At 64.6% G+C, this 22,313-nt stretch carries 22 protein-coding genes and 3 pseudogenes; 3 read left to right on the plus strand and 22 right to left on the minus strand.

Annotated features, from left to right (window positions below):
* The 6 genes and pseudogenes from RWO33_RS09945 to merT form a co-directional block, all read right to left on the minus strand.
* A pseudogene (locus RWO33_RS09945) lies at positions 1-314 on the minus strand (XF1762 family protein); the annotation flags it as partial.
* 141 nt (positions 315-455) lie between these two features.
* Positions 456-740 (minus strand): DUF3085 domain-containing protein, encoded by a 285-nt coding sequence (locus RWO33_RS09950; RefSeq protein ID WP_314104719.1) that lies wholly within the window; start codon positions 738-740, stop codon positions 456-458.
* A 45-nt stretch (positions 741-785) separates the two neighbouring features.
* Positions 786-1,777: pseudogene (locus RWO33_RS09955) on the minus strand (Tn3 family transposase); the annotation flags it as partial.
* Between the two features lie 24 nt (positions 1,778-1,801).
* A complete protein-coding gene (merA, locus tag RWO33_RS09960) occupies positions 1,802-3,490 on the minus strand; it encodes a mercury(II) reductase (protein ID WP_003098932.1) in 1,689 nt (562 codons plus the stop codon).
* A gap of 10 nt (positions 3,491-3,500) precedes the next feature.
* Entirely contained in the window at positions 3,501-3,788 is a 288-nt protein-coding gene (merP, locus tag RWO33_RS09965; protein WP_003116826.1) for a mercury resistance system periplasmic binding protein MerP, read from the minus strand.
* A 12-nt stretch (positions 3,789-3,800) separates the two neighbouring features.
* A complete protein-coding gene (gene merT, locus RWO33_RS09970) occupies positions 3,801-4,151 on the minus strand; it encodes a mercuric ion transporter MerT (protein ID WP_003116827.1) in 351 nt (116 codons plus the stop codon).
* A 71-nt stretch (positions 4,152-4,222) separates the two neighbouring features.
* Here merT and merR point away from each other — a divergent pair, with 71 nt between their 5' ends.
* On the plus strand, positions 4,223-4,630 hold the full coding sequence (gene merR / locus RWO33_RS09975) for an Hg(II)-responsive transcriptional regulator (RefSeq protein ID WP_003098939.1): 408 nt from the start codon (positions 4,223-4,225) through the stop codon (positions 4,628-4,630).
* A 261-nt stretch (positions 4,631-4,891) separates the two neighbouring features.
* Here merR and RWO33_RS09980 read toward each other — a convergent pair whose 3' ends face one another.
* From RWO33_RS09980 to RWO33_RS10020, 9 genes and pseudogenes are all read right to left on the minus strand, one after another.
* On the minus strand, positions 4,892-5,716 hold the full coding sequence (locus tag RWO33_RS09980; RefSeq protein WP_003098941.1) for a hypothetical protein: 825 nt from the start codon (positions 5,714-5,716) through the stop codon (positions 4,892-4,894).
* Positions 5,717-6,004: 288 nt separating this feature from the next.
* Positions 6,005-6,283: a hypothetical protein gene (locus RWO33_RS09985; RefSeq protein ID WP_003116828.1), complete on the minus strand. Its 279-nt coding sequence runs from the start codon at positions 6,281-6,283 to the stop codon at positions 6,005-6,007.
* Positions 6,284-6,380: 97 nt separating this feature from the next.
* Positions 6,381-7,118 carry a hypothetical protein gene (locus RWO33_RS09990; RefSeq protein ID WP_003116829.1) on the minus strand — a complete coding sequence of 246 codons (738 nt, stop codon included), beginning with the start codon at positions 7,116-7,118 and terminating at the stop codon, positions 6,381-6,383.
* Between the two features lie 83 nt (positions 7,119-7,201).
* Entirely contained in the window at positions 7,202-7,888 is a 687-nt protein-coding gene (locus RWO33_RS09995) for a hypothetical protein (RefSeq protein ID WP_314104714.1), read from the minus strand.
* Positions 7,889-8,070: 182 nt separating this feature from the next.
* Complete coding sequence (locus RWO33_RS10000) at positions 8,071-8,463, minus strand: hypothetical protein (protein WP_003116832.1); 393 nt, start codon at positions 8,461-8,463, stop codon at positions 8,071-8,073.
* Between the two features lie 21 nt (positions 8,464-8,484).
* Complete coding sequence (locus tag RWO33_RS10005; protein ID WP_003116833.1) at positions 8,485-8,697, minus strand: hypothetical protein; 213 nt, start codon at positions 8,695-8,697, stop codon at positions 8,485-8,487.
* A 337-nt stretch (positions 8,698-9,034) separates the two neighbouring features.
* Positions 9,035-9,217: pseudogene (locus RWO33_RS20115) on the minus strand (hypothetical protein); the annotation flags it as partial.
* A 465-nt stretch (positions 9,218-9,682) separates the two neighbouring features.
* Positions 9,683-10,183, minus strand: coding sequence for a signal peptidase II (gene lspA / locus RWO33_RS10015; RefSeq protein ID WP_003098955.1), 501 nt, complete (start codon positions 10,181-10,183; stop codon positions 9,683-9,685).
* Between the two features lie 3 nt (positions 10,184-10,186).
* Positions 10,187-13,099: a heavy metal translocating P-type ATPase gene (locus RWO33_RS10020; RefSeq protein ID WP_003098961.1), complete on the minus strand. Its 2,913-nt coding sequence runs from the start codon at positions 13,097-13,099 to the stop codon at positions 10,187-10,189.
* Positions 13,100-13,190: 91 nt separating this feature from the next.
* On the opposite strand from RWO33_RS10020, the gene cadR reads away from it, so the two are divergent.
* On the plus strand, positions 13,191-13,589 hold the full coding sequence (gene cadR / locus RWO33_RS10025) for a Cd(II)/Pb(II)-responsive transcriptional regulator (RefSeq protein WP_003098965.1): 399 nt from the start codon (positions 13,191-13,193) through the stop codon (positions 13,587-13,589).
* 454 nt (positions 13,590-14,043) lie between these two features.
* Here the strand turns inward: cadR and RWO33_RS10030 are convergent, their stop codons facing one another.
* Positions 14,044-14,280: a sterol desaturase gene (locus tag RWO33_RS10030; RefSeq protein WP_314104715.1), complete on the minus strand. Its 237-nt coding sequence runs from the start codon at positions 14,278-14,280 to the stop codon at positions 14,044-14,046.
* A gap of 384 nt (positions 14,281-14,664) precedes the next feature.
* On the opposite strand from RWO33_RS10030, the gene RWO33_RS10035 reads away from it, so the two are divergent.
* The gene (locus RWO33_RS10035; protein WP_003098972.1) at positions 14,665-15,300 is read left to right on the plus strand and encodes a cation transporter; all 636 of its coding nucleotides are present in this window, start codon (positions 14,665-14,667) and stop codon (positions 15,298-15,300) included.
* A gap of 723 nt (positions 15,301-16,023) precedes the next feature.
* Here RWO33_RS10035 and RWO33_RS10040 read toward each other — a convergent pair.
* From RWO33_RS10040 to RWO33_RS10065, 6 genes are all read right to left on the minus strand, one after another.
* Positions 16,024-18,054 carry a DNA topoisomerase III gene (locus RWO33_RS10040; RefSeq protein ID WP_314104716.1) on the minus strand — a complete coding sequence of 677 codons (2,031 nt, stop codon included), beginning with the start codon at positions 18,052-18,054 and terminating at the stop codon, positions 16,024-16,026.
* A gap of 283 nt (positions 18,055-18,337) precedes the next feature.
* Positions 18,338-18,778 (minus strand): single-stranded DNA-binding protein, encoded by a 441-nt coding sequence (locus RWO33_RS10045; protein WP_003098976.1) that lies wholly within the window; start codon positions 18,776-18,778, stop codon positions 18,338-18,340.
* Between the two features lie 73 nt (positions 18,779-18,851).
* On the minus strand, positions 18,852-19,379 hold the full coding sequence (locus RWO33_RS10050) for a DUF3158 family protein (RefSeq protein WP_003098978.1): 528 nt from the start codon (positions 19,377-19,379) through the stop codon (positions 18,852-18,854).
* Complete coding sequence (locus RWO33_RS10055) at positions 19,376-20,164, minus strand: PFL_4669 family integrating conjugative element protein (RefSeq protein WP_012112316.1); 789 nt, start codon at positions 20,162-20,164, stop codon at positions 19,376-19,378. The genes RWO33_RS10050 and RWO33_RS10055 overlap by 4 nt, the downstream gene beginning before the upstream one ends.
* Positions 20,165-20,495: 331 nt before the next feature.
* The gene (locus tag RWO33_RS10060) at positions 20,496-21,746 is read right to left on the minus strand and encodes an STY4528 family pathogenicity island replication protein (protein ID WP_314104717.1); all 1,251 of its coding nucleotides are present in this window, start codon (positions 21,744-21,746) and stop codon (positions 20,496-20,498) included.
* A 3-nt stretch (positions 21,747-21,749) separates the two neighbouring features.
* Positions 21,750-22,310: a DUF2857 domain-containing protein gene (locus tag RWO33_RS10065; protein WP_012112314.1), complete on the minus strand. Its 561-nt coding sequence runs from the start codon at positions 22,308-22,310 to the stop codon at positions 21,750-21,752.
* Positions 22,311-22,313 lie beyond the last annotated feature (3 nt).

Genomic DNA, 22,313 nt, shown 5'->3' on the forward strand with positions numbered 1-22,313 from the left:
TGGTGTAGGTGAGCAGGCGTATGTAGCCCAGCGCCCTTGCCGCCTGCCAGGCCGCGCCGTAGAGCTTGCTGCAGGCGCTGGGTGTGCCGTCGGTGCACAGCCGCGTGACTTCCAGCGTCCAGGTGCCGCGCGACCGGGCGGCCGACAATGGCCACGCCGTGGATCAGGTCGCTGTCGCTCAGCGTGACGGCCAGGGCGAACTTCGCGCCCTGGACCGGGCGGTGGTGGCGATGGTGCGACAGAACGAATGCATTGGCCGTGCGCAGCGACACCGGTAGGAGGTGCAGCCTCGGCGAGGTCGATGGCGTGTTCATGCGGTTGTCTCCGGTGGCATGCCGGCGTTGTGGCCGGCGGGGCGTGCCTCGGCGGCTGGAGACAAACGCGCACGCGCGGCGATGGCGGCGGTGCGAACAAAAGAAGGCCCCCGATGCGGGGGCTGCGAGGCGGTTGCCGCGTCAGGCGGGAGGCACCACTGCTAAGGACAGGTGCGTGGCGGTGGCGGAAAGCACGAGATCGTCCACCGAGTGCTGGAGGCGCGTGAACAGGCCGTCCTTCGGGTCGAAATACTCCGCGAAGTCATCGCCGCCCAGCTCGCGGCCGGCGAGGTGCCACCAGTCATCGAACGGGTCGGTGTCCGGGTTGCATCCGACGGCGTAGGCGAGCAGTGCCTGGCGCCCATCCGGGCGACGCTCCCCACGCTCGGCGAGGAAGTACACGCCCTGATCCTTGACCAGGACAATGCGGCACTGATTGGGGACGTCTCAGAAAACGGAAAAAATCGTACGCTAAGCCGGTTGCAGCGGTCGTAGCGGCCTGAACTTGCCCGCGCCGATCTTGGCGCTGCTGCGCCAGAGGTAATCGCCGGTCAGGTTGATGTGCTCCCAGCCCAGCGGCGACAGGTACTGCAACAGGGCGTCATCGACAGTCTGGCCGTGACCGCGTAAGGCGTTTGAGGCCCGTTCCAGATAGACCGTGTTCCACAACACTATGGCCGCCGTCACCAGGTTGAGGCCGCTGGCCCGGTAGCGCTGCTGCTCGAAACTGCGGTCGCGGATTTCGCCCAGCCGGTTGAAGAACACGGCGCGGGCTAGCGCGTTGCGGGCTTCGCCCTTGTTCAGTCCGGCATGCACGCGGCGGCGCAGCTCGACGCTTTGCAGCCAGTCCAGGATGAACAGCGTTCGCTCGATGCGGCCCAGCTCGCGCAGCGCCACGGCCAGGCCGTTCTGGCGCGGGTAGCTGCCGAGTTTCCTGAGCATCAGCGAGGCCGTCACCGTGCCCTGCTTGATCGAGGTGGCCAGCCGCACCTTGGCGTTGATCGCCTTGCCGGACGCCTGGAACTGCTGCTGATGCTTGTGCTTGGCAGCGTTGAACAGCTTGCCCAGGATGCGGTCGTGCAGGTCGATGATTTCGTCGGTGACGGTGGCCATGCCCTCGATGGCGAGCGCACCAGGGTCGCGTAGCGGCGCTGTGCCTCGAACTTGGCCAGATCGGCGGGCGTCATCTGGCCGCCTTCGCGGGCGATCTTGAGCAGGCGGTTCTGGTGCACCGACCGCTCGATGCCGGAAGGCAGGTCGAGCGCCTGCCAGGCTTTGAGGCGCTCGATGTGTTCGAGTATGTGGCGCGAGTTCGGCTTGACGGGCGACTGGCGCAGCCAGGCCAGCCAGGTCGTCTTGCCGTTGTCGTGGCGCTTGAGCAGATCGTCGAGGCGGTGCCGGTGGGTGGCCGACAGGGGATCGGACAAGGCCGCGTAGATGCGGCGGTTGGCGCGGCTGTAGGCGTTCATCGAACACCTCCCTTTTCCTCATCCGGCGCAACAGGACAGTTGCTTCACGTCCTTGTTGAAGGTCTGCGCCGCGAGCTTCAGTCCCTCGACCATGGTCAGGTAGGGGAACAACTGGTCGGCCAGCTCCTGCACGGTCATCCGGTGGCGGATCGCCAGCGCGGCCGTCTGGATCAGTTCGCCCGCTTCCGGCGCGACCGCCTGTACGCCGATCAGCCGCCCTGAGCCAGCTTCCGCCACCAGCTTGATGAAGCCGCGCGTGTCGAAGTTGGCGAGCGCCCTCGGCACGTTGTCGAGCGTCAGCAGCCGGCTGTCGGTCTCGATGCCGTCGTGGTGCGCTTCCGCCTCGCTGTAGCCCACGGTCGCCACCTGCGGATCGGTGAACACCACCGCCGGCATCGCCGTCAGGTCCAGCGCCGCGTCGCCGCCGGTCATGTTGATCGCGGCGCGCGTGCCGGCCGCCGCCGCCACATAGACGAACTGCGGCTGGTCGGTGCAGTCGCCGGCAGCAAAGATGTGCGGTGCGCTCGTGCGCATGGCGCGGTCGATGACGATGGCTCCCTGCGCATTGACTTCGACGCCTGCCGCTTCAAGGTTCAGGCTGCGCGTGTTCGGCGCGCGACCGGTGGCGACCAGCAGCTTGTCGGCGCGCACTTCCCCCTGCCCGGTGGTGAGCACGAATTCCCCGCCCGCATAGGCAACGTGGCTCGCCTGGGTGTGGTCCAGCACCTCGATGCCCTCGGCGCGGAAGGCGTCTGTTACGGCTTCCCCGATGGCCGGGTCTTCTCGGAAGAACAGCGTGCTGCGCGCCAGGATCGTGACCTGGCTGCCCAGCCGGGCGAAGGCTTGCGCCAACTCGACCGCCACCACGGAGGAACCAATCACGGCCAGCCGCTCGGGGAGCGAGCTGCTTTCCAGCGCCTCGGTGGAGGTCCAGTGGGGTGTGTCCGCAAGGCCCGGGATTGGCGGAAGCGCCGGGCTCGCGCCGGTGGCAATCAGGCAGCGGTCGAAGTTCACCTCGTGCGTGCCGCCGTCAGCGGTCGCCACGGTCAGCGTGCGCGTGTCCCTGAACCGGGCCTCGCCGCGCAGCACGGTGATGGCCGGAGTGCTTGCCAGGATGCCTTCGTACTTGGCATGGCGCAGCTCCTCGACGCGGCCTTGTTGCTGGGCCAGCAGCCGCTCGCGCAGTACAGCGGGCGCTGCGGCCGGCAGGCCAGCATCGAACGGGCTTTCGCGGCGCAGGTGGACGATGTGCGCGGCGCGGATCATGATCTTGGACGGCACGCAGCCGACATTGACGCAGGTGCCGCCGATGGTGCCGCGCTCGATCAGCGTGACGCGGGCGCCTTGCTCCACGGCCTTCAAGGCAGCCGCCATCGCCGCGCCGCCGCTGCCTATCACAGCCACGTGCAGCGCTTGTTCACCGCCAACATGCTTCGTTTCGCCACCGAGCCAGCCCAGCGCCTTGTCTAGCAGGCCGGCAGGCTTGTTCGGCGTGTCGGTAAGCCGTGCGCGATAGCCGAGCGTGGCCACTGCGGCAACCAGCGGGGCCACGCTCACGCCTGCATCCGCCTCGATTTCGGCCTGCCGCTGCGGATAGGACACCGAGGCCGCGCGCACGCCGGGCACGTTCGTCAAAGCCTGCTGGACGTGCTCGGCGCACGACGTGCAGGTCATGCCTTCGATGTGGAGGGTGATCGCCTCGGCCATGATTACGCCCTCACTGCTTGACGCTGGACGGGTAACCCGCGTTTGCGGTGGCCTTGGTCAAGGCGTCGGCATTGGTCTTGGCCTCGTCGAAGGTGACGACGGCCTCCCGCTTCTCGAAGCTGACTTCGGCCTTCTCGACGCCGGCGACCTTGGACAGAGCCGTCTTGACCGTGATCGGGCACGCGGCGCAGGTCATGCCGGGCACCGACAGGGTGACGGTCTTGGTGGCAGCCCAGGCGGGCGCGCTTAGAGCGGCGGCCAGGGCGATGAGGGTGGTGAGGGTGGTGAGTTTCTTCATGGTGATCTCCTTTCAGTAGAACAGCGGCAGGACGTAGGGAAACGCGAGGGCAACCAGAACCAGGGCGGCCACGATCCAGAAGATCACCTTGTAGGCAGTCCGCACTTGGGGCACGGCGCAAACGTCGCCGGGCTTGCAGGCATGGGCTGGTCGGAAGATGCTGCGCCAGGCGAAGAACAGCGCGATGAGCGCTGCGCCGATGAAGATCGGCCGATACGGCTCCAGCACGGTCAGGTTGCCGATCCACGCGCCAGAGAAGCCGAGCGCGACCAGGACAAGGGGGCCGAGGCAGCAGGCCGAGGCGAGGACGGCCGCGACGCCGCCGGTCGCCAGTGCGCCGCAGCCGTTCTTGGGTTCCGACATAAGGTTCTCCTTCCGGGACTTCGCTTGATGCTGTAACGTTACTTCCGTAGTCAACTACGGAGTCAAGCGCCATGGAGAACGCTCAAGAGAATCTGACCATCGGGGCCTTCGCCAAGGCAGCCCGGGTCAACGTGGAGACGATCCGCTTCTATCAGCTCAAGGGCTTGCTACCCCAGCCGGAGCGGCCCTACGGTCGCATCCGCCGCTACGGGCAGGCGGACGTGGCGCGGGTGAAGTTCGTGAAGTCAGCCCAGCGCCTGGGATTCAGCCTGGATGAAGTCGGCCAGCTCCTGAAACTGGAGGACGGCACCCATTGCAGCGAGGCGGCCGAACTGGCTGCTCACCGGCTGGCCGATGTGCGCGCACGCATGGCGGACCTCACGCGGATGGAAGAGGCCCTGTCGACGCTAGTGAGAGAGTGCAACGCGCACCATGGCAATGTTTCCTGCCCGTTGATCGCAGCTTTGCATTGCTGCTAAAGGGCCCACTTCGGCTCTTAGCGTACGATTTTTTTCCGTTTTCTGAGACGACCCCTGATTGGCGATGGCTTCGGTCAGCACGGGGCGCAGGTCAGCGCCTTTGAATCGCAGTGACATGGATGAAATCTCCTGTGTGGAAGAATGAGAAAGGCCTCCATCCGATGGGATGAAGGGCCTGTAGTGCACGCGGCCGGAACGGCTGGAACGCCGTGGCGGATGCCTCGGGTCAGCCGCAGGACCGCCCGGTTTCGCTGCGGGGCGTCATGCCGGGACGGCCTGGCGCTTGCGGGCCGCTTTCGCGTCGAGGATGCTCACGTCGATCTGGCGCCAGCGCCCGTCGTCGATGAGCCTCTCCAGCACTTCGCCGAGCATGTCGAAATACACCTCGTCGTGCCGATCGACCAGTTCGACCGATTCACCGTTCTGACGGTGCAGTTCCACCACGTAGGTGTCTCCGCCGCGGTCGTAGAGGATCGTCACCCGGCCCTCGAACTTCGCGGTCGAGACCGTGAAGCTGATCGCCGGCGGGGTCTCGATGATCTTGGAGGGCGTGGGATCGACCCAGGTGAAGTCGCGGGCACCGGCATCCACCAGCATGTGGGTGATGCGCCGGAAGCGATCGGGGGCCGGCATCTCCTCCAACTGCTCGATGAGCTGGCCCAACTCCATGCACTGCGGCGTGGGAATGGGCAGCTTGGCCGGCGCCGAGCCGAGGATGTGCCTCGTGATGGTGTACGGCGTGCCGTCCGAAGTCTCCTCGGTGATGACCTCCGGCGTGTCCGCGCGCAGTCCGTCGAAGCGACGACGGGCATAGGGTTGGACATGCACCTTGGCGCCTTCGGCAGGAACCGTGGTCACCAGGCTGGGATCGAGCACCGCGAACTCGGAAGGCTTGAGCTTGACGACGATGGCATCGTCGGTCGCGGCGACCACCTTGCCGTCGAAGGGTTGGGGGTCGATGGCGAAGCCCAGCGTTGAGGACAGCGGCTGATCATCGAACACGCGGTACTTGAACGACCGCACGTTGCGGGGCACGTGGCCTGCGACCAGCGAAGGCATCATGGATTTGATGAGGGAACGATCCATGGGGAAACTCCTTGAGGAAAAACAAGGGATTCCCCGCCCGCAAGGGAGAGGTCCCTTGTGGGTGGCGTGGATGGACGCGGTAGGTCCGTAGGAAGAAACGACCAGCACGGTTTCCCGCGCTTGCAGCCTCGAAGGTCTCGACTGCCTGGGCATGTGCCGGCAACGCCGACGAACATGGGGCAAGCATGGCCCTGGGGCGGTCTGCCTGCCCGCAGGAAACGGCACCGCACCACAACCGTTTTCCTGTGCTGCGGGCAAGAAAAAGCCCCTCGAAAGGGGCTGGAGGAATCAGGCTTGGTACACGAAGTAGTGCTCGCGCTGACGCGGAAAGAACACGTGTTTCCACGTGTCGCCGCTTGTGTTGCCACCGTCGAAGACGACCATTTCGTAGTCGTCCACGTCGGTGTCCACCAGGTCGGCGCTGGCGATATGGCGCATGTGCAGCGTGCCGCTCATGCGCTCGAATACCAGGATCTGGCCGATGGCATCTTCCTGGCTCATGGCGTTGACGCAGGCTCCGAGTTGGTGCTCGAAGTCGGATGCGGGTGTGATGAGGTCGGGGAACATGGGATCGCTCCTGTGAAAGTGCGCCGGCCCGGCTCTCTGGCGGGAGACCGGGCCGGCATGCGGTGAGGACAAGGAAGGCCGGGGATGTGTGTGGCAGCTATTCGCCGGCCAGCGATAGGCCCGGCAACACGGGTGCGTCGGCATCGAGGATGAGGATGCGCACGTCGGCCTGGCCGGCCAGTTCAAGGATCTGTGCCAGCTCGTCCGGCATGCCCTTGCTGCGGTGCTCCTGCCGAAGCTGCTCGGCGGCGATCCCCTCGACGTCCTGCAGGTGCTGGTCCGTCCAGGGCGTGGAGATCAGCTTGACGCCGATCGCCGGGCTGTAGGGAATCCGGAACGCGATGAACAAAAAGGCCTCCGGCGTCGCGAGGTCAGCCAGGTTGGCCAGGTACTGGCCGGTTTCGCGGCTGATGTGCGCGCTGCTGATTTCCCAGCACCGGCTGTAGTAGCCGGTCTCGAAGCTCAACCGCTGCACGACTTCCCGTGCGGCCTCGGCCGAATAGGTGTCGCCAATGTGGACGGGGCGGCCGTCGAAGTCGTCGCCGTGGATCGCGTACACCACGGCACCCACCATGCCTTCGCCGCTGCCCCCTTCAGCCGCGTCGCATTCGGCGATCAGTGCGGCGCCGACAGGTTCGGTGCCAGTCCTGACCACCGCGAAGTCGCTGGTGATGATGCAAGGAGAAGAAACCAGCGCCGCGTCGCAGAGGTGCTGCTGGCTCGGGTGGATGTTTCGCCAAACATGCGGGCTTCCGTCCTCGTAGCTGATGGACAGCGTGCGGACGATTTTCAGATTCCAGTAGCCGCGTAGAAAGGGATTGGGATTCTGGGACATGGGATTTCTCCAACAGAATAATGATGGAGCAAATCCCCGCCACCGGGAATTGACCCCGGTGGGTGGAAAGAAAGGAAACAGCGTCAGGTGACGCTGATCGTTGGCGTTTGGGCCAATCGCTCGGCGACGCGCCGGCGCAAATTCATGCGGAATGGCTCGTCGCTGACGCCCGCCAGCAGATTGATGGTCTCCAGCGCGATCAGGGCCGAAGCCTCTTCGATGTCGGCGGCCACAATGGTCTTGCGCAATTGGTCGCCGAGCTGGAGGGCCTGGGAGGAGGAGCTGATGAAGCGGACCTCGCGGCTCAGGTAGCAGCCGTTGCCGCCGAACTCGAACAGCCGCGGCTTGCTGCAGTACCAGCAGCCCTCGAACTGGATGGCGGTCAGGTGGTGCCCGTCATCGAACCGGGTGGCGATCAGAAACAATGCGTCGAGATCGGCGGTGTCCTCGAACGAATGACGGTCGATCAAGTTCCCCAGCTCTTCGTCCTCATCGGCACCGAAGTGCACGGCGAGCAGTTCGAGCAGCGGCGGGATCGACAGCCCTTCGTCGTCCGGCATCGGAATACCGAGTTGCGTGGCCAGGTCTTCCAGGCCATCGAGCACGTCCGGCCATTGCGGATTGGTGGTCTCGGCGATCTGGGCGATGTAGGCCTGCCCGTTGCCGGGGTGGCTCTCGTCCAGCGCGAAGGCGCCGAACAGCGCCTGGATGACGGGCGTCACACGGTCGAGCACGAGAACGCCGGTGGCTTCGTAGTAGTTGTTGGCCATGAAGGCTCCTTTCGATGAATGAACGGAGCCAGCCCTTGCGGACGATGGCATCCGCAGGGGAAACCGCCTGATGCCGGATGGCGCTGGGCGGGGAGAAAACGCGAGGGACATGGCCTCGAACGAGGCGCATGTCCCTCATGGGGTCCCGTGAACGCAGTGATGAAGGTGTGCCAGGGACCGGCTCACCAACCGCTGTAGTTCAGCAGCAGGTCGGCGATCACCTGGCGACGTTGCAGATCGAGACCATCGAAGTCCGACAGTCCTTGGAAGTGGCAGCGCTTGAGCATGGCACCGCCCTCGCGCGCGTTGTAGAAGCTGAACATGGCGGACAGGAACATGCGTTCCCCGCTGCTCAGGACGCCGAGTGCGTCGTTGGCACGCAGCATGTCGGGACGCAGATCCCACTTGCTCTTTGCCTGGTTCAGGCCTTCGCGCGTGCCGTCGCCAAACCATTGCGGGCCTGCGATCTCGACGCCGCGCTTCCAGACCTCGAAGAAGGCTTGGGGCGCGGCGGCGAAATGCTGCTCTTCCCGCATGATCTGATCGACGACTTCCTGGGGCAAAAGCTGGTTCATGACGTGGTTCCTCCAGTTGGATCAGGGTGTGGCGAGCTGGGACCAGCCGCCTCTTTCGAGGGCACGTTGAGCCGCGGCATAGCTGCGGAAGTACTGGCAGGATTCCCGCGAAACGGGACCTTCTGTATCGCGCGTGCCGATGTAGTGGCCGGCGGCGCTATGCAGGATTTCGAGCGGCAGGAACTTGCCGCAATGGATCAAGGCCAACTGGCCGAAAGAGGCTTGCTGGGACATGGATGGGCTCCTTGGAAAAAGCGGGGCCTCGTCCCTCACGGGATGGCAGCTCCCGCACGCGGTTGAGAAAAAAGCATCGGCGTCACGGGTGACGCGCGTCCGCAGACTCGATGCGATGGCGGACTGGCGGGTAGCGCGGAAAGAATCCGCGGCAGCCTGGAAACTCTGGCTGCTGGCATGGTGCTGACGAATCAGCGACACATGCGGGCAGCTTCATGCGCGAGGCGAGCCGCGTCAGCCGGAAATCGGCATTTGCAACAGCCCCGATTGGCGAACGCGGAAAAAAGAAAGCCCCGCAATAAGTGCGGGGCTGTCAGGAGGATGAGGCGAAACTGGGTCAGCGAGGCCTGTCGCCCAGTACATGCTGCTTCCACAGGGCGAATGCCTCGTCCGGTCCCAGCTCTGCGAGGATGACGATGGGCTGGCCCCGACGGGCACGCAGCGATGCGAAATACGCTGGCCGGTCGGCGATGGCGTTGAGCTTGATGCCCTTTAGGAACAGCAACTGGCGGGGGCGAACTTTGGTGGTAACGCAGGCATGATTGCGCTTGTTTGGGGCAAAAGGGCCAGCGAAGCGGGCGGACACGGCCAGAAAACCGCGACGAACTACTTGTACTTGCCAGGCGAGGCGAACGGGTGACATCAGCATATCGCTATGCGGTAAAGAAGACCGTCCTAAAGCTTGCAGGATCCCGGCATAGCTTCATCATCACCTCTCCGTGACGGCTCATTGGAACGAAAAAGGCCAGCATCGCCGTGATGGACTTTCATAATTGCCAGGTCAACTGGCTTGCGTGCTGTTTATTCACAGCAAGGCATTGCGACGTCGTTGCAGCAATCGCCGCCATCGCAACAGGGCGTTGCAGCAAAAGCGGCGGTGGGCGCTAGCATGAGGGCCAAGCCGCGGCCGCTCATGCTGGGGGCCGTTCTCTTCAGATTGGTGTCCTGCACCGTGTGCATTGCGAATTTCCGGATCGTCCCAATGTCACTGGGACTCCTTTGTGGCGGCCGGGTTCTCCACGCTCATGAACGACTGGGCCACCAGCGCGATCGCCCCGCCCACGATGGCCATGTCAGCGATGTTGAAGGCGGGCCAGTGCCAGCCGTGCAGGTGAAAGTCGATGTAGTCGATAACGTGCCCGCGCGTGGCGCGGTCGAACGCGTTGCCCAATGCGCCGCCCAGAATGAGGCTGTACGAAAGGCCTTCCGTTTTGCGCAGCGGCCGGGAGAGCAGCCATGCGAGCCATGCCGATATTGCGAACGCGATCGCCAGAAAAAACCACCGCTGCCAGCCGCCCGCGCCAGCAAGGAAGCTGAACGCCGCGCCGGGATTGAGAGCGTGAACTAGGTTGAAGAATGACGCCACCTCGTGCGACCAACCCAAGGGAGTTGTCGCGTCAATGTAGCTCTTAGCTGCCTGATCGCCGGCGAATATAACGATCGCGAGTGAGTACCACTGCGTCTTGCGAAGAGATGGTTCATCCATTGTTCATGCCGCCTTGAACTTCAGGAGGCGCAGCCCATTGACGACAACCAAAAGACTTGCCCCCATGTCAGCGAACACAGCCATCCACATGGTGGCATGCCCTGTGAACGTCAACGCAAGGAACACCGCCTTGATGCCAAGGGCCAGAACGATGTTCTGCGTGAGGATCGCCGCAGTGCTACGCGACAGCCGGATGAAGGCGGGGATCTTGCGCAGGTCGTCGTCCATCAGGGCGACGTCGGCTGTTTCGATCGCGGTGTCGGTGCCGGCCGCGCCCATGGCGAAGCCGATGTCGGCACGGGCGAGCGCGGGCGAATCGTTGATGCCGTCGCCCACCATGCCCACCTGGCCCTCGCCGCCGACCAGGCTTTCGATGGTCTTGAGCTTGTCTTCGGGCAGTTGGTCACCACGGGCTTCAGAGATTCCGACCTGGGCAGCGATGGCCGCGGCCGTGTGCTGGTTGTCCCCCGTCAGCATCAGCGTGCGCACACCCAGCGCCTGCAGGTCGGCCACCGCCTCACGGCTGGTTTCCTTCACGGTGTCGGCCACTGCAAAAATGCCGAGCACGGTCGCATCGTCCATCAGCAGGATCGCTGTCTTGCCTTGGCGCTCCAGGGTCTCCAGCCGAGCCTGGAGCGTCGCTTCGCTCAGGCCCAGCTCCTGGGCGAGCCTGTGGTTGCCCATGTGCAACATGCGCCCGGCGACGCGGCCGCGCACGCCGCGGCCAGGCAGCGCCGCGAAGTCGTCGACCTCGTGCAGCGCGATGCCGTCACGGTTCGCCTTGCGGGCGATGGCCTGAGACACAGGATGGTCCGAGCGTGCCGCGAGGCTTGCGGCCCAGGCGGCAACTTCCTGCGCCTCGCCGATCAGCGGCACGAAGTCGGTCTGCTCGGGCTTGCCATGTGTGAGTGTGCCGGTCTTGTCCAGGGCCAACGCCTTGAGCTTGCGCCCGCCCTCCAGGTAGACGCCACCCTTGATCAGGATGCCGCGTCGGGCGGCAGCGGCCAAGCCGCTGACGATGGTGACCGGCGTGGAGATGACCAGAGCGCAGGGGCAGGCGATCACCAGCAGTACCAGGGCCTTGTAGACCCAGTCAAACCATGCGCCGCCGAAGGCGAGCGGCGGCACGACGGCAACCAGCACGGACACCGCGAACACCGCCGGCGTGTAGACGCGGGCGAACTGGTCGACGAAGCGCTGCGTGGGCGCACGGCTGCCCTGCGCGGACTCCACGGCATGGATGATGCGCGCGAGCGTCGAGTCGCTGGCGCCTGCGGTCACCTTGTATTCGAAAGAGCCGGTCTCATTGATGGTTCCGGCGAAGACCTGGTCACCTTCGGCCTTCTCGACGGGCAGGCTCTCGCCGGTGATGGGCGCCTGGTTGATGGCCGATCGACCCGAGGTGATCAGGCCGTCCAGTGCGATGCGCTCGCCAGGACGCACGCGGACCACCGCGCCCTTTGCGACCTCCTTGGCCGGCAGCTCTGTCCATGAGCCATCGGCCTGCCGCACGGTCGCGGTCTCGGGCGCCAAGTCCATCAGCCCCCGAATGGCGTTGCGGGCGCGGTCCAGCGACTTCGCCTCGATCACTTCCGCCAACGCGAACAGGAACATGACCATGGCGGCCTCCGGCCAGTGGCCGATCGCCATGCCGCCGGTGACCGCGATGGCCATCAGGGCGTTCATGTTCAGGTTGAGGTTCTTCAGCGCGATCCAGCCCTTCTTGTAGGTGCTGAGGCCGCCGGTGAAGATCGAAACCAGTGCCAGCACGATCACGGCCCAATGATTGCCGTCGTTGACCCAGTACACGCCTTCGGCGGCCACCGCCGCAACGCCCGAAACCGCCATCGGCCACCAATTGGTCTTGTGCGCGGCCACCGGGGCATCGCGCGGCTCATCAGTCCTCTGGACCTCGGCTTCCATGCCCAGCGATTCGATGGCTTCGACTGCCGGCTTGATCGCGTCGGGTGTGTGCCGAACCGTGAGCGTGCGCTGCATCAGGTTGAAATCCATTCCCTGCACGCCCGGCATGCCTTGCAGCTTGCCGCGGATCAGACTTTCCTCGGTCGGACAGTCCATCTTCGCGATGCGAAGTACCGTGGTGGCTGTCTGCATGTCCTGCCGCGCAGCCTGCATTCCAATGGAAGCAAGCGCCTTCTCGATCGGCGCTGAGGTCGCCAGCGTGTGCTGGACTCCCAGCACACGCTGCATCAGATTGAAGTCGAGCGCGGTCACACCCGGCAGCTTGCCCAGCCGGTCGCGGATCAGCGCTTCTTCCGTCGGGCAATCCATGTTCTCGATCCGGTACGTCACCCGCTCGCCGATCGGCGGCGCGGAAACGGCAGCGGTTGGTTGCTGCTGCAGGGCCGAGGATGGGATCACAGCCGCGGCTTCGATCGGCCCCGTGTGGCCGAAGGTCTGCTCCTTGGCGCGCATGCCGATCGAGGCCAGGACCTGCTCCATCTGCGCGCGTGCCTGAGCGAGGTGTTTCACCGACAGGGTGCGCTCAGCGAGGTCGAAGTCGAGGTCCTGAATTCCCTCGACTGCCCCGAGGTGCGAGCGGATGAGTTTCTCCTCGCTCGGGCAGTCCATGTTCTCGATGCGGTAGGTGGTCGACACGGCGGCGTCTCGGACAGCCTGAGCCTTCATGCCCACCGAATTCAGCGCTTGCTCCAAGGCATCGGCCGAGACTTCGCGGTGCGAAATGGTCAACAAACGCTGCGGAAGATCGAACAGGAGCCGCTCGACACCGGGCATGCCCTCCAGCGTTCGCCGCACCAGTGCTTCCTCATTGCGGCAATCCATGTTGCTCACGTGGAAAACGGTGGTTTCAGTGCTGGCCTGCTCACTGGCGCACGCCGTCTGTTGGCCATTGCCGCCGGAGCAGGCGCATGGGCTGGAAGGTTCTTTGTTCATAGATCGCTCTTCATTGACAAGGTTTTCCCCGGATGCCATCATTAGAAAACCTCTAGTAGATATAGAGTCAAGTTTTTTATAGGAAGCAACCATGATGCGGATCGGTGAACTGGGCAAGAAGGCAGATTGCTTGGTGCAGACCGTGCGCTTTTACGAGTCAGAAGGCTTGCTGCCCGAGCCTGCACGTAGCGAGGGCAACTTCAGGCTCTATGACGAAGTCCATTTGCAGCGCTTGCTGTTCATCCGCCGCTGCCGGGCGAAGGACATGACGCTGGATGAGATCCGTCAACTGCTGAACTTACGGGATCGGCCAGAGTTGGGCTGCGGCGAGGTGAACGCGCTGGTCGACGCTCATATCGCGCAAGTGCGGACCAAGATGAAGGAATTGCGCGCCTTGGAGCGCGAGTTAATGGATCTGCGACGCTCCTGCGATAGCGCCCGAACCTCGCGCGAGTGCGGCATTCTCAACAGCTTGGCCGAGCCCGCCTGAAGCTCGAGCGTGTCATCGGTGCTGGAAGTGATCGGGTCCAGTTCTGAGAGCCACGTGCCGCGCTCCATCATGCGAAAGCGCGCGATTCTGACGTTTTGAGACGGCGTGCGACCGAGGGCGTGGCCCACAGGAGCCAGCGCGAGCCGGACGACCTGCGCGCCGCAATCTCCGCCACCTTACGGGTTCTCCAGGCCAGACCGAGCATCGCGGCGTGGCTGCGCAGGTGCAGGTGCAGGCCAAGGTAGCAGTGCGCCACGACGCGGCCCGACTCATGGGCACGCCACGCAACTCGCGATCGCTTCGCAAGAAGCCGCAAGGCCCGACTCGCGCAAGAATGCGACGTGGGCAAGATCGTATAGCCAGCAGCGCAAGCGTTTGCCGCTGCTGGCCGGCTCCGGAAGGGATAGACAAGCTGCGGGCCGTAGTCCATTGGAAAGTCCATCTTTCTTGAGTGTCACTCTTTGGCGCCCAGCGTGTGCTTTTGCGACCGGAAAGCGCTGAACAAGTGGCCCCCGGGCATCCAGAAATCGCCGTAGTTGACTTGGGCGTCTTCGTGCTCACGCTTGTGATGCCAGCGATGGGCTTCAGCCACCCCGATCAACAATCCCAACGGCCCGACCCGGTATCCCAGATTGGAGTGCTGGAAGGCCAGATGCACGACAAAGAAGCCGAGCCATGCGCCGACGGCCAACCACAGCTTGGAACGCCGCTACTGGCTCAACGGGGAGTGGAAAGGCCGCCCGCCCTCTAGCAAGGCGGCACAAGCGAGCGCGACGATCACTGTGAGTAGCTCCGTCGGAAAAGACGGCCGGCCGGTCGCGAGCTCGCCGAAGAGCACAACCGCAGTGGCGCCACGGATCAGTGGATAGCAGCCATACCGGATGACAGTCGCAATGAAGGGGGCGCATTGGTGCTCATCTGTTCTGTCCTAAAGCTCTGACTGGATTGGAAAACCTTCTAGCTACGGTAGAGTCAAGGGCGTCCGGGAAGACCCTGTGGCAAGTTCGTTGCATCTGCGCCTTGACTCTCCAGCCGCTACAGGCTTCAGCATCCATCGATTTGGAAGGAACAATGCATGGCTGAAAACCACAGAAATCACGAAAACGACGAGTTGGGCCGCCTAGATGCGAGCGATGCGAAGGACCGAAAGATTCTTCTGACTGTGTTGCTGATCAACCTGACGCAGTCCGCCGCCGGCATTGCCCTTGGCATCTGGGCTGGCTCTACGGCGCTGATGGGCGCCGGGTTGGACAACCTCGCCGATGCGTCGGTCTATGCGGTTAGCCTGTATGCCGTCGGTCGTGCGGCAACGGTCAAGGTGGGCGCGGCCCGCTTGTCGGGTTTCTTGCTAATCGGCCTGGCCGCGCTGCTGCTGTTGGAAGTCCTACGCCGCTTCGCTGGAGGGGAAGAGCCTGTCGGCCCAGCCATGATGGCCATGGCCGCGCTGAACGCGGCTTTGAACCTAGTGTGCCTCAGACTACTGCGCCGCCATCGCGGGGAAGATGTGAACTTCAAGGCGTCAGCGATCTTTACCAGCAACGACTCCATCGTCAATGGTGCGATTGTGCTGTCCGGGGTGCTGGTGATGGGGTTCGGGTCGAACATCCCGGATCTGGTGCTGGGCGTCATCGTGGCCGCAATCGCAGCGAATGGGGGGCGGGAAATCCTGCGCGAAGCATCGGAAACAGCTCGCCGTAAGGCGGGCACATAAGGCATGTTTTCGCCCAGTTCATCCCGAGGTTTACCTCTGCAAAAGAGGTAGTCCAGCCTTTGGGCTACGGCCTCGGCTGCAGCCGAGCGTACCATTGGCGATGGCCGCGCGATAGGCGGGCATGCCGTTCTCGACCTCCGTCTGCCGTACAGCAGCGGTGCGCAAGGTTGAGGGTGCATGTCGTCTCTCCTGTTCGTGTGGCCCAGGCCAATGGCCGGGCCGGGACGTTGATGGGCAGGAGAATGGCGCCGAAGGCCCAACGGCCTTCGGCTCGGGAGAAAAGAGGAACCACCCGTGGGCTGATTGGCAGGCCCGGTCGTCGCTAGAACCGTCTGCTCATCAAGCAATCACACCCGGCCCATGTCGTGGCTGGGGCCGGCATCGTCTGGCGCACATCCGCGCACAAAGGGAGCCCGTTTTTGCACCGGCGGGCACCGGCACCGATTACCGCTGACCACGAAGGGTCTCCCGGTGGCTCGTGCAGCCTGGCAAGCCACCGGGAGACCCTTCGCAGAGGGCGGAAGAAACGCAGATCAACAGAACGCGCGTGGTGCGGCTCGCAGAGAAGCTACCTTCAGGTCCCGCGGCCGGGGACGGCTGGGCGGGACGCGCACACGGATCAAGAAGGCGTTGCGCGCTGGGCGTCCCGCAGGGCATGCGGCGGAGTGCGGGACAGGGGCCACGCCGCCGAAGGCGGGCACGGCTCACGGGGAACGGGGGCGGTCAGGAGCCTTTGCGGCCGCTACGGCGCGGGCGCGAGGCGCCGCGCTTGGAGCTGCCGGATTCGACTGGCAGCGTGCCTTTGCAGTCCGGGTAGCGGCTGCACGACCAGAACGGGACGCTCTTGCCGCTGCGCTGGCGCGTGGGTGCGCCGCACTGCGGGCATGCCGGCCCTTGGGGAACCTTGATGGACAGGGAGGCGCTGCCGTACTGCGCAATCAACTGCGAAATCCACGCGGCCTGCTTGCCGATGAACACGTCCAGGGTGAGCTGTCCGGCCTCGATCATGTCGAGCGCCTGTTCCCAGACGGCGGTGGTGCCAGGGTCGGCAATCGCCGCAGGCACGGCATCGATCAAAGTGAAAGCCGCATCCGAGGCGCGGATGGCGCGCCCCTTCTTCACGAGGTAGCCGCGAGCGATCAGGCCGCCGATGATGTTGGCCCGCGTCGCTTCGGTGCCGATGCCAACCGTATCCTTGAGCTTCTGCTTCAGGCGGGGATCGGACACCAGCTTGGCGACGCCTTTCATGGACTTGACCAACTCGCCTTGCGTGTACGGTTTGGGCGGCAGCGTCTTGAGTGCCTTGAGATCGACGTCGGCCACCTGGCATGCCAGGCCCTCATACAGTTTCGGCAGCGCGGGCAGCACCTGGGCGCGGACCGCAGTATCGCCCTCGCCATCACCGTCTTCGGCCTGCGGCTCGGCGAGCACCTGGCGCCAACCCGGGATGACAACCTGCTTGCCCGTGGCCGCCAGGTTCTGCCCCCCGCACGAAAACTTGGCCACAGTGCGGTCGAACTCGTGGTGAGGGAGGAACTGCGCCAGGTAATGCGACCGGATGAGCCTGTACACGGCCAGTTCCTTCTCGCTCATGGCGGAGAGCTTCGCCGGTTCGAGCGTCGGGATGATGCCGTGGTGCGCCGTGACCTTGCCATCGTTCCAGGCGCGCGAGCGCTGCGAGCGGTCGAGCTGGCCCATGATCGAGCGCAGCGAGGGATCGGTCTTGAGCAGGCTGTCGAGAACGGTGGGCACTTCGGCAAACATGCTCTCGGGCAGGTAGCCGGAGTCCGAGCGGGGGTACGTCGTGGCCTTGTGCGTCTCGTACAGGGCTTGGGCAATCTCCAAGGTTTCCTGCACGTCCAGCCCAAGCTGCTTGGAACACACTTCCTGCAAGGTGCCCAGGTCGAACGGCAGCGGCGGGCCTTCGCGGACACGCTCAGTCTCCACCGACACGACGTGGGCACTGCCCGCAGCGCGGATCTGCTGCATGGTCTGCTGTGCGACCGGCTGCCGCAGGCAGCGGCCTGCGTCGTCGGTGCACGCATCGGGTGGAACCCATTGCGCGGCGAAAGTCGAACCGCCTGCGAACAGGGACACGGCGATGGCCCAGTATGGTACGGACACGAAGCGCGCGATCTCGCGGTCGCGGTCCACAACGAGCTTGAGCGTCGGGGTCTGTACGCGGCCGACCGACAGCACGCCGTCGTAACCCGCCTGTCGCCCCAGCACCGTGAACAGCCGGCTCAGGTTCATGCCCACGAGCCAATCCGCACGGGAGCGCGCCAGCGCCGAGTGGTACATCGAAAGCGTCTCGGCCGAAGGCCGCAGCTTGCCCAGTGCCGCCCGAATGGACGCATCGTTGAGCGCCGACAGCCACAGGCGTTCGATGGGGCCGCGGTAGCCGCAAAGCTCCACGATCTCGCGGGCGATCAATTCGCCCTCGCGGTCGGCATCGGTGGCGATAACCAGGTGAGTCGCCTTCGCCAAGAGCGCCTTGACGACCTTGAATTGCGTGGCGGTCTTCGGTTTGACCTCGACCCGCCAGTGCTGGGGAATGATGGGCAACTGCTCAACGGACCATCGTTTGAGCTGCTCGTCGTAGGCCTCGGGCGGCGCCGCCTCCACGAGATGGCCGATGCACCAGGTGACCGTGACGCCGGAACCGTTGAGGCAGCCTTCACCGCGCTGCGTGGCGCCGAGAATCCGGCCAATGTCTTTGCCCTGGGAGGGCTTCTCGCACAAGAACAGCCGCATATCCGTCCATCCCGATTCCTGTTGTTCATGGAGTTGCTGGGATCGAGGATGCCGAGCGCAGCCCCTGGCAGCAGCAAACAAGCCGCATGCGGCAGCGACCGCTTTCACGCCGATGAAATGGCGAGTGCGGGGAAGGTGCGTGGCCGGAAGTGTGCGGGCCGAGAGCCGCGATTTCCGGGAGCGCGCGTGGAACTCGGTGGACGTTGGTGGAGCTATCCCCTGGGGATAATTCGCAGCGCATGGAGGGCGGCGAAGCACTGCGGCAGCCGCCCTCCATGCCCGATCACTTCCTGCGCTTGGTCTCTTTCGGCGCCGTCGATTCCTGGGTGGCCTGGGGCTTCGGCTCTGCCTCCTGTGGCTTCGGGCTGAGGGCCACAGACTCGATGCGGTACGGCAGGATGCCGACACTGCGCGCGTTGACCTGCCAAGTCTCACGCGGCTGATCTTCGTTGTCCGTCCAGGGGTCGCGCTCCATGCGGCCGACGACCAGCACCCGCATGCCCTTCTGGTAGAGCTGCTGCCAGCGGTCGGCGTCGTGGTGCCAGAGTTCCACCGGCGCCCAGAAGCCGCCGCGGTCCTCGAACTCGCCGCCCTTGGTGGGGACGGGGTTGTCGAAGTACACGTTCAGCCGGAGCAACCGGCGAGGATCGTCGTTGCCATTGGGGAATTCGCGGTACTCGGGAGGCGATCCGATGTTGCCCTCGCCGATGAATTGTGTGCTCATGCTGGAATCTCCGTGGTGGTTGAAATACCCGTGCCTCGTTGGGCTCGGGCGCGTGCTCGGATGGCAGGCGCAATCACCGATCGCGCACTGCGGCAGGAACGGACGCGAGCCGGCGCAGGTAGGTGTTGTCCGCCTGCGCGGCCTTGCTGGCGCATTCCTGTGCTTGCCTGCCCAGGGTGTGCAGCAGGCTGATCTGCATGTTCAGCATGACGCGCTGCAGTTCGATCTCGTGCAGGTCGTGCAGCAGGTTGACCGGCGTGCTGGGGCTCGCCATCAGCTCCTGCCACAACGCCACGCCCATGGCCGATCGATCGTGCTTGCGCCAGCGAAGAAAGGTCGTGCCTGCGCCAGTGGTCTGCTGGGCCAGCTCGACGGGAAGCAGGTGGAAGGGATGCCCGCACGCCTGTGGCAGCACCTGTCGCTGCGCCAGGGCAATCAACTCGTCGCGCATGGCGAAGCACTGGCTGGCCCAGGCCTCGAAGTCCCCTTTACCTTTAAAAGGCTTTAAAAGGCCTTTTAGAGAGGCCGCGTGTTCCAGCCGCATGAAGGCTGGCTGTTCCAGACGACGGAAGTAGCGCGGTTCGCGGTTCGGGTCGCTCATGCCGGTTCGTCCTCGCCGGCGGCTGTGGACTTGGCCTCGGCCGAATCGGCGGCAGCGCCTTCGTCGGTGGGAGATGCGGCTGCGGCAGCGCTATCACCACGCTGTTGCAGACCACGGCGCACGACGGGCGGCGCAAACTTCGAGCGGCGCATGCCTTCGAGCACGTCCTGCGGCAGTTCGCCGAACTTCTCCAATGCTGCCCGAGCTGCGGCGTTCTTGGCCGCGAAGTCGTCGCGGGTGCAGCCCGAGTAGCGGTATTGCTGGGCCAGGCTGAACAGGCTGCGCAGCGCGTGGGCACCTTCGTTGAGCCAGCGCTCCAACGTCGAGCGATCGATCAGCGCGGTGTGGTGGGCGAGGATCAGCTTGCGGGCGATGTCGTCGTAGTCGGCCAGCAGATAGACGGCGGCAAAGCCGAGCTGCGCGTTCACGAACAAGGGGAGCTTCACCGGCTGCACGTTGAGGTTCTCACCCAGGCTCAACGCCGCAGGCACGCCGGCCAGTGCCTGGTCAACCTGCTCGCGCAGCGATTGCAACGTGGTCCTGGTCTGGTCGAGCTTTTCCTCGATGCGCAACATCCACCAGTCGCTGTACGGGTCGTCCTGCTCCGAGCCGCGCTTCATCTTGTTCATCACGGCGATGTAGCCGTTCAGGCCGACGATGCCGGGTCGCCCCTCGGCGGCGGCGCGGCCATGCCAGATGCGCGAGGCGTGGTGGGTGTGAAGCGTCAGCGACATCGCGCTGCGCAAAGAGCCGAGATTGAGTTGCAGAGGTTCGTTGGTTGCCATGGCGTCCGCTCGCTTGGGAAAAGGAGCGGTCAGGATCGGCACGCAACGGAAGGCAGTCAGTCAACAAACCGAAATGAACCGGGACCCGGTTGTCGTGGCAGCGGTGGCCTGTGACACGAGCTATCCCCAGGGGATAGCTCCATCGAAAGCCATGGAGCGCTGCTCGCGCAAATGGTGCGTGCGCTCATGCAACCGACGCCATTACGGCCCCCCTGGACCGAAGTGCCATGCCGTGCCTGTCGGCGTTACAGCTTGTAGTACATCTATCCCCTGGGGATAGCTCTACTGACGGCCATCGACGTCTGCTTCACGCCCTTGTCGCTCGTCGCGCTCAGCTACTGCGCAGAAGGTCGCGCAGCCGGTCAATGTGCTGCCGGGCCACCTCGGGTGGAACCACATTGCGCGGTGGTTCAGGCGGTGCATCTCGTGCAGGGGCAGGTGGCGGTGCTGACCCGGCTTGCTTGGCCCAGGCGTTGAACTCGCCACGGATGGCGCGCTGGATGATGCCGAACAGGTAGCCTGCCGGGTTGCGGATGGTGCTGCCGCGACAGCGATCCGCCCATTCGTCCAGCACGGCCTGGCGTAGCGGAGCATCGACCTGCTGCAATGCCACGATGGCGGCGGCCTGCTGCTCTTCCTTCAAGCCGAGAAAGCGATCAGGCAGGCGAACTCCTGGCATCGCACGCGCCTGCCCACGCTCACGCGCGGTAGTACGTACTTCATTCATACGACTACTACGTACAGTACGGTCCTGCTTCGGTTTCCGAAGAGCGCCGTCTGACGCGGGTTTCGGCCCTGCTTCGGAATCCGAAGAGGGGTCATCAGAATTCCGAAGAAGGCTCGGCGCCCCTTCTTCGGAATCGTGAACCCTATCCTTCTGTGGATAACTCTCCTGCGACCCAATGCCCTGGCTCGCGAGGCGTTCGGCAAGGACCTGCAGCCGCGAGGGCAACGTGCGGCCAGACAACAACGGGTCTTCGGCGATTTCCTTGAGGGTGTGCAAGCCCACGACCTGGACGGCCTTGGCCGAATGGCCCAGGGCTTGGCTGACGAGCTCCAAGTAGTCCGGGTCGAGCTGCATCGCCTCGAAAGGCGTCAGGGGCTCATCGTGCAGGACGTAGAGGTTGCCGAGGATGCGCCCGGTCTTGGGGTCACGCCTGCGGCGCACGAGACTCAACCAGCGAGTCAGGCGCAACAGCGTCAGCGCCCGTGCCACGGTCTCGTGAGAGGCCTGTCCGGCGCAGGGCATTGACGCGAGCCACGGGCGAAGTTGCTCATACGTCGGAAACGCCGTGACCCCATCCTCGTTGAGCATCATCCGAAAGACTTGCCAGGCATTGCGTTCCAGCGGCGTCAGGCGTCGGTCCAGGAACAGCCGTCGCGGCACGCTCTCGTGCCGATTGCCGCTGAACAGAAAACCGTCGCCGGTTGCGGAGACAGGAGATGTTGCGGATGCGGGAGCTGGCGCGGACGCGGGCGGGCGAGGTTTCGGTGCAAGGTCTTTCAGCGCGCTGTCGAACAGATCAGCGAGGGCGACCGGGCCTTGGCGTGGTGCTCGTGGTGCAGCGTCGTCCACGGCCATGACTCAACCCAATCCCTGATCGATCCAGTTCTTGATCGCAGCCCAGACCACCGACAGCGGCAGTTCCATGCCTTCGGCGAGGTCCATTGCCGCATCAAGAACCGAGGTCTCATCCTCCAGCTCGACATTCCTGCTGCTGGTCACGGCCTTCCAGCGTCGCCACAGCTCGGTGTCCTGCTCCTCGTCCAGAACCGGATGGCGCCCCTTGCGTTTGGGCAGGCCGAGAACTTCACGCCGTAGCGCGACTTCCTGGTGCGTCAGCCCATAAAAACGGCTCGCCATTTCCGTACTGGCCCCCAGGCGCAACATGCGATCGACGGTGGCGATCTCCTTCTCCACGTCCTGCGCCTGTTTGAGCAATCGCCGGAGCACTTCCCGGTTCACCGAGACAGAGCACCACGAGACGCTGGCATTGGCCAGTACGCTGATCAGCGCCGGATGCTTGAGCGCATCCAATTCTTCCTCACCGAATCCCATCGCCTTGCAGCGGCGCAGTTGCCCGTTGCGCAGATCGTAGAGCGCCTGCGCGATGACGGCCTGGTTGAGTGGGTTAGGTGCGGACATGCG

Source organism: uncultured Stenotrophomonas sp. (genome assembly GCF_963519925.1).
GTDB classification, from domain to species: Bacteria; Pseudomonadota; Gammaproteobacteria; order Xanthomonadales; family Xanthomonadaceae; genus Stenotrophomonas; species Stenotrophomonas maltophilia_AE.